A 12,176-nucleotide genomic window follows, 5' to 3' on the forward strand; every position below is an offset into this window, starting at 1 on the left:
CTCATTTTTTTATGCGCATGCTTTTCCCGAAGGAGTCAGCGCAAAAAAATACCAAATATTAACAAATTATTTTATGATTGCTGGTTGATCGTTTGGATTAACCGCTTCTTTAATAGCTTGTTCTAATTCATCTTTATATAAACGTTTACTGTCATTATCATAATTTAATACTTTTGCCATTACTTCAACAATAGCATCTTTATGTTCTAATACGTAACTAATATCAAAGTATAAACGTCCTGAACGACGTACTAAGAAGTCTGTTGGTTTATGAACCATTTCTTTTTGAATACTATAAATCACTTCTGCGTATACTTCGATTGGCAAGTTTACATCCGCAACTTGTGTAGCGTGAGCAATTTCAAATACTTCGTCAACGTTTGAACCATATTTTCTAGCTAAATAACGTGCAGCATCTTCAGAAAGGTTGTAGTTTTTAGCTTCTTTAACTTTGCTTTCTACAAATGATTCATAATTTTTACTACCACCAACGTTACCACCAGAAATGTAAGTTTCTTTAGTGTTACAAGGTTTAAATGTTAATTTGTAATCTTCTTTAAGACGTTTACTTAATAAGTCAACAATGTCTTGAGCCATGTGACGGTAACCTGTTAATTTACCACCTGCAATTGTAAGTAATCCTGAGTCACCTTCCCATATTTCATCTTTACGAGATATTTCTGAAGGATCTTTACCTTTTTCAAAGATTAATGGTCTTACACCAGCCCATGTAGATTCTATATCTTTATCTTCAACTTTAACTGTTGGGAACATATAGTGAATCGCATCTATTAAATATTGACGGTCTTCTTCTGTAACTTTAGGTGATGATTTATCATTGTCATATATTGTATCAGTTGTACCAACATATGCTTTTCCGTCTCTAGGAATAGCAAAAATCATTCTGCCATCATTTTCAGTATCAAAGTAAACAGCTTGTTGTAATGGGAATTTACTTTGGTCGATGACAATATGAACACCTTTAGTTAATCTAAGTTGTTTATTGTTTGTTGAGTAATCTTTCCCTCTTACTTCATCTACCCATGGACCTGCTGCATTAATAACTCTTTTACCTTTAATTTCAAAAATTTCATTCTGTAATAAGTCAGTAGCTTCTATACCAGCAACTTTGTTCTTTTTGTTGTATAAAAATTTGTTTGATTTTGCATAGTTAATAATATCAGCACCGAATTCACGTGCACGTTTCATAACTTCAATTGTTAAACGAGCGTCGTCTGTACGGTATTCAACATAATAGCCACCCGCTTTTAAGCCATCTTGCTTAACTAGAGGTTCTTTGTTAATAGTTTCATCTCTATTTAACATTGTACGACGTTCTGATTTTTTAACTCCTGCTAAGAAATCATATACTTTTAAGCCGATAGAAGTTGTGAAAGGTCCCATACTTCCACCTTTATGCAATGGTAATAACATCCATTCTGGTGTTGTTACATGTGGTCCATTTTCATAAACAATTGCTCTTTCTTTTCCTGTTTCAGCAACTACGCCTACTTGGAATTGTTTTAAATAACGTAATCCACCGTGGACTAGTTTAGTACTTCTTGAACTTGTACCTTGAGCAAAGTCTTGCATTTCTACTAATGCTACTTTCATTCCACGTTGAGATGCATCTAATGCAATACCTGCACCAGTAATACCTCCACCTATAACGACTACATCATATTCTGTATTCTTAAGTTGATCTTTAACCTGGTTGCGGTTTAACGCTGATAATTGTTGCATAATCATTTCCTCCTATAAAATGTAAAAAAATGAGAGACTCATCCCTACAATAAATTGTACGAACAAAGCCTCTCACGTCTCTACGGAATATTAACTTACCTTAATGATAACACAACTTAATCTAATTTAAAAGCTTGAGTGGCTTTTACTGCAGTTTTCCAACCTTTGTAAAGTTTTTCTCTTTCTTCTTCTTCAAGTTCAGGTTTGAATTCTGTTTCTAATTTCCATCTTTGTTGTATTTCATCTTTTGATTTCCAGAAACCTACCGCTAATCCAGCTAAGTAAGCAGCACCTAGTGCAGTAGTTTCATTTACTTCAGGTCTTTCAACCGGTGTGTTTACAATATCTGCTTGGAATTGCATTAAGAAATTATTCTTAACTGCTCCGCCATCAACTCTTAATGTCTCAACATTAATACCAGAGTCTTTTTCCATTGCTTCTAACACATCTCTTGTTTGATAACATAATGACTCTAATGTTGCTCTAATGAAGTGTTCTTTTTCAGTACCACGTGTTAATCCGAAAATGGCACCCCTAGCATCAGCATCCCAATATGGTGTACCTAAACCAACGAATGCTGGTACAACATAAACGCCTTCAGTAGATTTAACACGTTTTGCGTATTCTTCTGAAGCTGGAGCAGATTTAATCATTCTTAATCCGTCTCTTAACCATTGGATTGCAGATCCAGATACAAAGATACTACCTTCAAGTGCATAGTTTACTTTTCCATCTAAACCATATGCTAATGTTGTAAGTAATCCACTATCAGATTTCACTGCTTTTTCACCTGTGTTCATTAACATGAAACCACCAGTACCATAAGTGTTCTTAACATCTCCACTTTCGAAACAAGCTTGGCCAAATAATGCAGCTTGTTGGTCACCAGCTACTCCAGCAATCGCAATTTTTTCACCGAAGAAATGATGTTCTTGTGTATAACCATAAACTTCACTTGATGGTTTAACTTCAGGTAACATTGATTTTGGAACATCAAGATATTCTAATAATTCTTCATCCCATTTTAAGTCGTAAATATTATACATTAATGTTCTACTTGCATTTGAATAGTCTGTTACATGCGTTTCTCCAGTAAATTTCCAAATTAACCATGTATCAATTGTACCGAATAGTAAATCACCGTTTTCAGCTTTTTCTCTAGCACCTTCAACATTATCTAGAATCCATTTTACTTTTGTACCTGAGAAGTAAGGATCTAATAACAAACCTGTTTTCTCTTTAAATATTGGTTCTAAATCTTTAGATTTCAAATCTGCACATATGTCTTGTGTTTGTCTAGATTGCCAAACAATTGCATGGTATACAGGACGACCAGTATTTTTATCCCAAACAACTGCTGTTTCCCTTTGGTTAGTAATTCCAATACCTTCAATTTGGTTAGGACTAACGTTATTTTCATTCAACACACTAGAAATAACTGCTAGAACAGATGTCCAAATTTCGTTTGCATCATGTTCAACCCAACCGCCTTTTGGAAAGTATTGCTTAAATTCACGTTGGCTAACAAATTTGATAGTTCCCTCTTTATCAAATAGTATAGCTCTTGAACTTGTTGTACCTTGGTCAATTGATAAAATGTATTTTTCCATATTAAACACTCCTATAAATTTGTTTGTTACAGAATTTCAGAAACTTCACCTTTTAGTAATGCTTTATTCAATACAATACCGAATAATACGACAACAACTGTAAAGATGAGTGAGAAAATAACTAAACCATTAACAACCCCGTTAAATAAAATGTTGTACAATGCTGCACCAAGCATACCACCAGCAATAGGTCCTAAAATTGGAACAACTGCATATTTCCAGTTTGAACTTCCTTTACCTGGAATTGGTAATAACATATGCATAATACGTGGACCAATGTCACGAGCTGGGTTAATTGCATAACCAGTCGCACCACCTAAACTTAAACCAATCGCTACGATTAATAAACCTACGATAAGTGGATTTAAACCGTCAGTAAATTTATTAGCTCCTATAAACAATAATCCCATAACTAAGATCATAGTTCCAATAATCTCACTTAAGAAGTTGGCAACATAGTTTGGATATGAAGGTCCAGTAGAGAATACTGCTAATTTCGCACCTTGATCTTCAGTTTTTTTCCAATGTGGTAAATATGTAGCCCATACAAGTGCTGCACCAATCATGGCACCGATCATTTGAGCAATGATGAATGGAACAACTTTAGACCATGGGAATGATCCGTCAATTGCAAACCCAAGTGTTACTGCAGGATTTAAATGTGCTCCCGAAACATTACCAGCTGCATAAACACCTAGCATAACAGCAAGCCCCCAACCTAACGAAATAACGATCCAATCTGCACCTTTACCTAACGCACCTTTAAGGTTAACGTTAGCACATACACCGCCACCAAATAATATCAAAATGGCTGTACCAATTACTTCCGCTAAAAATTCACTCATATTAAACACCCTCCTAATATTTTTCGTGCTAATACATAAAAATCCCTCTACGAACTTACAACTATACCTATTATTCGCATAATTAATTATACAAATTTATCGCATAGTGTTTTTGTCATAGAGGGTCTCATTTACTCATCTCATATATTAACTTAATTAGAAGTATAATACTATATGAAAACGTTGTCAAATCAATTTACCAAATTGATGTATCACTAGACGTGATATATTGGGCACCGCTTTCAATAGCAAGTTCAATTTCTTCTTCCGTATTTATTAATCCACCGGCAATTATACGTTTACCTGTTTGGTCACTGATTTCTTTAATTACTTTAGTTGCAACACCTGGCAGAACTTCTACTAAGTCTGGATCCGACTGTTTAATCAATTCAATGCTTCTACTCAAGGCGGTACTATCTAAGATAAACACTCGTAATATCGTTAAAGTATTTAACTTTTTCGCACGTCTTATAATTTTTGATTTAGTTGAAATAATGCCATGTGGTTTATATTGTTGTATAACATATTCAACAGCAGCTTCATCATTAGATAAACCTTTTATAAGATCTATATGCAACATAACTTCTGTATCATGTTTTTTTATTTGTTCTAAAATCCCTTGCAAATGACCTATATGAGTATCTAATAATACGCAACGATCATAGTCCATCTTAAAGAATTTTTCCATATCTTTCATAGATCGAATAGCCGGTAATATATGTTTATTCATCTTATCCTCCTACATGACTCTTTTAAATAATTTTTCTAACTCATAAGTTGTTAATTCAATAATAATTGGTCTACCATGTGGACAAGTAAATGGATCAGTTGTATCTCTTAATTCATCAATCAAGTGACTCATCTCATGATTTCTTAAGTAGTGATTAGCTTTAATTGATTTTTTACAACTCATCATAATAGCCGCATCTTCACGCAATTTTTTAATATCTACTTTTTCATGTTTTAATACATAATCAATCATATCCTTAATGATTTCTTCTGCTTCAATATGTGGCAACCAAACGGGATATTCACTAACCATATAATCATGATGTCCAATTGGTTCTAAGAATATGCCCGCTTCTTCTAAAGGATGCAAATATTTTTCAATAATCATATGTTCGTCTCTTGAAAAGTTAAATGTTAATGGCAACAATAAACTTTGAGTTTCATTCGTTACTTCCCCAATTTTTTCTTTAAAGAATTCATATTTTATACGTTCTTGAGCGGCGTGTTGGTCAATCATAAACATTCCTGTATCATTTTGAGCAATAATATATGTTCCATGCACTTGACCAACTACTTCCATATAAGGAACTCGCGGTGTACTTGATTTAGTTTCTTCAATTTGACTTTGTTCATCATTGTCATTTGTATTTTCTATATTAATAGCGTGTTCGTATTCGTTATTATTAATTTCTGTTTTTTCAATTTCAGCTTGCTCATCCTCATGTTGAATATACGAATGTTCTGTGTTTGTATCTATATCTTCATTTATAAATGAATGGTTATCTTTTTTATCTTTAAATTGCCATTGCTGTGAGTTAGTACTATTCGTTAAATTTTGTTTGTAATTATTTTCAAACGTTTTATTGAATTCATTTGTTTCATCTATCGTGTCATTATCAATTTGACTTTGTTGTTTCACTTGTTCCTGACTACGTTTAGCTTCAAAATCTAACTTCTGCTGTTCAAAAATCTCTTTTTGTGATTTTTTAGGCATATGGTTATCTAAAGAAGTGCCTGGTATTAGAGACATTCCTCTAAAGGCTTCTTTAATTTTGTTATTAATTAAATCATAAAGTAATTGTTCTTTTGAAAGTCTTACTTCTAGTTTAGTCGGATGTACGTTTACATCTACTAATATAGGATCCATTTCAATATTAATATAGACAATAGGATATCTGCCGATTGGTAAAAGTGTATGATAACCTTCGATGATAGCTTTATTTAGAACAAAATTCTTAATGTATCTACCATTAATAAAAATAGAAATATAATGTCTATTACTTCTCGTATGTTCAGGTTTGCAGACGTAACCTTTCATTACATAATCATCTGTTTCACCTTTGATTTCCACTAAATCTTTAGCTATTTTCATGCCATAAATTTCTGCCATCACTTCGTTCGTTTTACCAGATCCATTAGTTGACAGCACTGTTTTATCATCAGATACGAGATTAAATGAAATATTCGGATGGCTCATCGCCATTCTATTTACGATATCTGTAATCTTACCTAATTCTGTATATAGACTTTTAACATATTTCAACCTTGCTGGCGTATTATAAAATAAATCTTTCACAAGTATGTCTGTACCTTTTTTAGCTTTTGCCGGTTGTTGTTTAATAATTTCACCGTTTTCAACTTGTACTTCATGTCCAAGCATACCATCAGTACATGTCTTCATAGTCACTCTACTTACAGATGAAATACTCGCTAATGCTTCACCTCTAAAGCCTAAAGTACGTATGTGAAATAGGTCATAGTCATTATTTATTTTGCTTGTTGCGTGTCTTCCAAATGCTTTATTAATGTCTTCTTCTTCTATACCAGTTCCATTATCTACAACTCTAATTGATTGTATGCCTGATTCCTTTATAGTTATATCTATTTGAGTTGCTTGTGCATCTACTGCATTTTCCAATAATTCTTTCACGACAGAAGCAGGTCTTTCTACAACTTCTCCAGCGGCAATTTTATTGGCTAAAGATAATTCAAGCTCTTTAATTTTTCCCAATGCACTCACACTTTCTATTTAAGTTGATTTTGTAATTCTTGAATTTTTGTTAATGCTTCTATAGGCGTTATATTCATCAAATCTATTGATTTAATTTTCTTCTCGATTTCAGACGGGCTATGTTCTTCAAACAATTGGAATGCAGGTTGGTCAAATTTTTCAACTTTACGTTCTACTTTTGTATGAGATTCTAATTCCTGAAGAATAGTATGTGCTCTTTCTATAATTTCATCAGGCAAATCAGTTAATTTTGCAACATGTATACCATAACTTTGGTCAACCGCGCCTTCTTTAACTTTATGCAAGAAAATGAGTTCTCCTTGGTATTCTTGTGCTGCAACGTGAATATTTTTAAGTCCAGATAAAGTTTCATCAAGATGTGTAAGTTCATGATAGTGTGTAGAAAATAATGTCTTTGCCTTTGTATGATGATGTACATACTCAATCATAGATTGCGCTAATGCCAATCCATCAAATGTTGATGTACCTCTACCAATTTCATCAAAAATAATTAAACTGTCTTCTGTTGCACCAACCATTGCTTTTTCCGCTTCTAACATTTCAACCATAAATGTACTTTTACCTGATACTAAATCATCTGCAGCACCAATTCTTGTAAATATTTGATCAAATATAGGTAATTGCGCGTAATCTGCAGGTACATATGCACCCATTTGAGCCATAATGCTTATAATCGCAATTTGTCGCATATAAGTACTTTTACCAGACATATTTGGGCCAGTTATTAAGTATATAAACCCTTCTTGATCTAAATAGCAGTCATTAGGCACATAATCATTATGATCCATTACTCTCTCAACAACTGGATGACGAGATGATTTTAATGATAAAGTTTTGTCTTCACTAAATATTGGTCTTGTGTAACGATTTTTTTGTGCTATTTCAGCAAAACTTTGTAGACAATCTAACTCTGATAACAATTTCGCTTGTGTTTGTAATTGTTCAGTAAATGCCTTAACTTTCTGTCTTAATTCAAGGAATAACTGATATTCTAATGCTATCGCTTTATCCTCTGCACCTAAAATAATAGATTCTTTTTCTTTAAGTTCTTCCGTAATAAATCTTTCAGCATTTGATAATGTCTGTTTACGTTGATAACCGAGTGCATCAGTATCTATGTTATTTAAATTAGCTCTAGTAATTTCTATATAATATCCGAAAACTTTATTAAAGCTTACTTTTAATGATTTCACACCGGTTCTTTCTCTTTCTTTCAACTGTAACTCTGCAATCCATTGTTTACCATTTGTAGATGCTTCTTTATATTGATCAAGTGTTTCATGGTATCCTTTTTTAAATATTCCACCTTCTTTTACTGAGATTGGCGGATCTTCAACTAAGCTTTCTTCAAGTAAATGTTCTAAATCTCTTAACGGTTTAAGCTCTTTAAATCTTTCAATTGAATTTGAATCTAGTCTTTCTATAATTTCCTTAATATACGGAATTTGTTTTATTGAATAATTTAATTGAATTAAGTCTTTAGCATTCACATTACCATAACTTACTCTTCCAACTAGTCTTTCTATATCATATACCATATTCAAGTAACTTCTTAACTCATCACGTTCAATAAATCCGTTGACCAATAGTTCAACAGCATCTAATCTTTGTTCAATATCTCGTTGTTTAATTAATGGTCTATCAATCCATTGTTTTAATCTTCTTGCTCCCATTGGCGTTTTTGTATCATCCATTAACCATAAAAGTGTTCCTTTTTTTGATTTAAGTCTAATACTTTCAGTTAATTCAAGATTTCTTTTAGCATAAAAATCCATTTTCATATAATCTAGTGCTCTATACACCACAACTTCTTCTATATGAGGCATATCTCTTTTACCATTATCATGGATATAATTTAATAAATAATTTAATGATTTCTTTTGAGCTTGAGAAGTATTAGTTACAACTTCGTAATCACGTTCATCATAACTATCTACAACAGTGATTGTTTCAGTTATAAGTTGAATTTGTTTATACAAATTATTTGGCAAAATTTTATTCACTATAATTTCATTCGGATGAATCGTTGTAATTTCGTTAATCAAAGTTGTTTCATCAATGAATGAAGTTACCTTTAACTCTCCTGTCGTTACATCACAATAACTTAAATGAAACTCCCCATCTTCTTTAATAAAACTTAAAATATAATTATTAGCTTTTTCATCCATTCCTTTTTGGTCCATAACAGTACCCGGTGTAATTACTTGTACAACTTCTCTACGAACCATACCTTTAGTTTGAGTCGGATCTTCCATTTGCTCACAAATTGCTACTTTATAACCTTTAGATATTAATTTTTCTATATATCCTGAAGCAGAATGATAAGGTACACCACACATAGGAATTGGATCTTTTTTAGCATCTCTTCTAGTTAAAGTAATTTCTAAAACTCTAGATGCTTCAACTGCATCATCATAGAACATTTCATAAAAGTCACCTAATCTAAAAAATAATAATGTATCTTGGTATTGTGATTTTATCTTTAAATATTGAGCCATCATTGGCGTTGGTTTAGACATCTATTTTCACGTTCCTTTTTTTAACTTTCGATTTATCTATTTTATCAAAATTTCTAACAATAAACGAGTAAAAAAAAATCATTAGCCTACGCATTGGCAGACTAATGATTATGTTTATTAATGTGAACAACTGCTCGTATTTGGTGCATTATTCACTGCAGCACCTGTTTCACCAGTAAGCTGATTCCCACCTGTTGATTCAATAATTTCATTTGTAACAGTATGACTAATTGAATGAGACACCATTTGTAACAGTTCATTTACTTCTACTTGAGCTTCTTTAAATTCACTTACTATTGGCATTTCATCTAATTCTTTTTCTATATTTTCTATTTTAGCTTCAACCATTGCTAATGCTTTTTCTTTACCATAGTTTTGGAAATTGACAGCTTGTTTTTGTAATGATTTTAAACTTGCCATTTTTTCTCTTACAGTTTGATTCTCATGTATTTGAGCTTCAGCGCGTTTAAAGAAATCTACTTCTTCTGTTTCAGACATCATTTTACCTAATTTTCTTGCTTGATCAAGAATATCTTCTTTTGTATACATTTAATGTACCACCTTTTCTTTAGATACAATCTCTATAAATTCACCATTTAATGAATATTGCTTAGCTTCAGTTATTTTAACTTTTACTATTTTTCCTATTACATCTTTTGAACCTTTAAAGTTAACTAATTTATTTTTTTCAGTATATCCAGCTAATACTTCATCATCTCTTTTACTAGAACCTTCGCATAATACATATACTTCTTGTCCTTCGTATGGTTTCAATGATTTAGCTGTATACTCTCCAACCACTTTATTTAATCTTTGAAGTCTTGCTTTTTTCTCTTTGTCAGGAACATTATCCTTCATTTTAGCTGCTGGCGTACCTTCTCTAGGTGAATATACATACGTATATGCATGTTCAAATCCAACTTCATGATAAAGTTTAATCGTTTCCAAAAATTGTTCTTCTGTCTCATTAGGATAGCCAACAATGATGTCAGTTGTCAATGCAACATCTGGTATTGCTGCTCTAATCTTTTGAACTAGCTCAAGATAACTTTCACGAGTATATTTACGACCCATAATTTTTAGTACTTGATTATTACCAGATTGAACAGGTAAATGTATGTGAGGTACGATATTTCCACCATTTTTAATCACTTCAATTAATCGATCATCAAAATCCCATGGATGACTCGTTGTAAAGCGAACTCTTGGTATGTCAATTTTAGTCATATCATTTAATAAATCACCTAGACCATAATTTAATCCTTCAATATCTTTACCATATGCATTTACGTTTTGACCTAATAGACATATTTCTTGATAACCTTGTCGTGCTAAATCTCTAACTTCAGCAATAATTTCTTCTGGCATACGACTTCTTTCTTTACCACGTGTGAATGGTACGATGCAATACGTACAGAACTTATCACATCCATACATTATATTTACCCATGCTTTTATTCTACCATTTCTAACTTTAGGTAAATTTTCAATAACATCTCCTTCTTTTGACCACACTTCAACTACCATTGCTTTAGACATATACGCTTCTTCTAAAATTTCTGGCAATCTATGAATATTATGTGTACCGAAAATCATATCAACATTTTGGTATGATTTGAGAATTTTATTTACAACTGATTCTTCTTGAGACATACATCCACATACACCAATTAAACAGTCTGGTCTTTCTTGTTTAAGATGCTTTAAATTACCAATCTCACTAAATACTTTGTTTTCAGCATTTTCTCTTATTGCACAAGTATTAAGTAAAATCACATCTGCATCATCAACAGAATGAGTTGGTGCATATCCTAACGCTTGGAATATTCCCGCCATAACTTCTGTATCATGTTCATTCATTTGACAACCATAAGTTCTAATATAGAATTTACGACCTTTCCCCATCCCTCTATGTCGCTCATCTATTTTAAAATCATCATGATATTCAATTTGTGATTTACCTCTTTGTTTAGCTTCCTTTAAGTTTGGAGGTTGATAAACATGTTCGAAGTATTTGCTATAATCTTTTTCTAAATTAGGTTCTGTCTTCGCATTAGCACCATGTTTTCTTTGCTCTTCATTCAATGTCAAAACCCTTTCTGCCCATATATTTACATCTTTATATTATATTAGAGTTCAACACAAAGTGCAAAAAAGTTTAAATATTTTCACAGTTAACATTTATTCAAGATTAATCCAAAATCTTTTTGTAATTTCGTTGTCATCTGATATAAAAGGTTCTGCTTCAACACCATTGTTATGAATAATAACCTTTTGACTTGCTAAATTATTTTCATCACATGTTATGAGCGCTTTTTCAACTGATTCTTCACGTAATTCTATCAGTGCATACTCTAACAATTTTGTTGCATACCCTTTACCTCTTTCACTTTTTCTTACCCCATAACCAACATGTCCACCTTTATTTTCCAAGAATTCATTTAGTGCATATCTAATATTTACAGCACCTACAATATGCTGATTATCTATTAAGACAAATGTTTTTGCTTTTACAAAGTCTTTGTTAATTGGATTAATTGCTTCTTTTTGCATCATTAACATGTCTTTGAATCCACCATGGTGTTTTACATCAGTTGACCATGGAACCACACTTTCTTCATTTTCATACCATTCACTTATATACTCTGTAAACATGCTTTCGATATCTGTATTTATTTCTCTAAATTCCATAAATTCA

General features: G+C 32.1%; 9 protein-coding genes. All 9 read right to left on the reverse strand.

All coding sequences use genetic code 11. The annotated features are described in order from the left end of the window. Positions 1-66 precede the first annotated feature (66 nt). The gene (locus LQ668_RS02075) at positions 67-1,743 is read right to left on the reverse strand and encodes a glycerol-3-phosphate dehydrogenase/oxidase (protein ID WP_078356290.1); all 1,677 of its coding nucleotides are present in this window, start codon (positions 1,741-1,743) and stop codon (positions 67-69) included. A 116-nt stretch (positions 1,744-1,859) separates the two neighbouring features. Then, positions 1,860-3,353, reverse strand: a complete 1,494-nt coding sequence (glpK, locus tag LQ668_RS02080) for a glycerol kinase GlpK (protein ID WP_107509961.1) — start codon at positions 3,351-3,353, stop codon at positions 1,860-1,862. 26 nt (positions 3,354-3,379) lie between these two features. Beyond that, positions 3,380-4,198, reverse strand: coding sequence for an MIP/aquaporin family protein (locus LQ668_RS02085; protein WP_078356288.1), 819 nt, complete (start codon positions 4,196-4,198; stop codon positions 3,380-3,382). Between the two features lie 196 nt (positions 4,199-4,394). Further along, the gene (locus LQ668_RS02090; protein WP_239749502.1) at positions 4,395-4,928 is read right to left on the reverse strand and encodes a glycerol-3-phosphate responsive antiterminator; all 534 of its coding nucleotides are present in this window, start codon (positions 4,926-4,928) and stop codon (positions 4,395-4,397) included. A 9-nt stretch (positions 4,929-4,937) separates the two neighbouring features. Continuing rightward, the gene (gene mutL / locus LQ668_RS02095; RefSeq protein WP_107509963.1) at positions 4,938-6,938 is read right to left on the reverse strand and encodes a DNA mismatch repair endonuclease MutL; all 2,001 of its coding nucleotides are present in this window, start codon (positions 6,936-6,938) and stop codon (positions 4,938-4,940) included. A gap of 14 nt (positions 6,939-6,952) precedes the next feature. Then, complete coding sequence (gene mutS, locus LQ668_RS02100; RefSeq protein WP_239775870.1) at positions 6,953-9,478, reverse strand: DNA mismatch repair protein MutS; 2,526 nt, start codon at positions 9,476-9,478, stop codon at positions 6,953-6,955. 117 nt (positions 9,479-9,595) lie between these two features. Continuing rightward, entirely contained in the window at positions 9,596-10,027 is a 432-nt protein-coding gene (locus tag LQ668_RS02105) for a YlbF/YmcA family competence regulator (protein ID WP_078356284.1), read from the reverse strand. Then, on the reverse strand, positions 10,028-11,563 hold the full coding sequence (gene miaB, locus LQ668_RS02110; protein WP_107510019.1) for a tRNA (N6-isopentenyl adenosine(37)-C2)-methylthiotransferase MiaB: 1,536 nt from the start codon (positions 11,561-11,563) through the stop codon (positions 10,028-10,030). Between the two features lie 96 nt (positions 11,564-11,659). After that, complete coding sequence (locus tag LQ668_RS02115; RefSeq protein WP_107510020.1) at positions 11,660-12,169, reverse strand: GNAT family N-acetyltransferase; 510 nt, start codon at positions 12,167-12,169, stop codon at positions 11,660-11,662. Positions 12,170-12,176: the final 7 nt, after the last annotated feature.

Origin of the sequence: Mammaliicoccus sp. K-M42 (genome assembly GCF_022386375.1) — a bacterium.
Classification (GTDB): Bacteria; Bacillota; Bacilli; order Staphylococcales; family Staphylococcaceae; genus Mammaliicoccus; species Mammaliicoccus fleurettii.

Excerpts from the sequence above, each read along its gene's own strand:
- LQ668_RS02075 (WP_078356290.1), bottom strand. The coding sequence starts at position 1,743 with ATGCAACAATTATCAGCGTTAAACCGCAACCAGGTTAAAGATCAACTT.
- glpK (WP_107509961.1), bottom strand. The coding sequence starts at position 3,353 with ATGGAAAAATACATTTTATCAATTGACCAAGGTACAACAAGTTCAAGA.
- LQ668_RS02085 (WP_078356288.1), bottom strand. The coding sequence starts at position 4,198 with ATGAGTGAATTTTTAGCGGAAGTAATTGGTACAGCCATTTTGATATTA.
- LQ668_RS02090 (WP_239749502.1), bottom strand. The coding sequence starts at position 4,928 with ATGAATAAACATATATTACCGGCTATTCGATCTATGAAAGATATGGAA.
- mutS (WP_239775870.1), bottom strand. The coding sequence starts at position 9,478 with ATGTCTAAACCAACGCCAATGATGGCTCAATATTTAAAGATAAAATCA.
- LQ668_RS02105 (WP_078356284.1), bottom strand. The coding sequence starts at position 10,027 with ATGTATACAAAAGAAGATATTCTTGATCAAGCAAGAAAATTAGGTAAA.
- LQ668_RS02115 (WP_107510020.1), bottom strand. The coding sequence starts at position 12,169 with ATGGAATTTAGAGAAATAAATACAGATATCGAAAGCATGTTTACAGAG.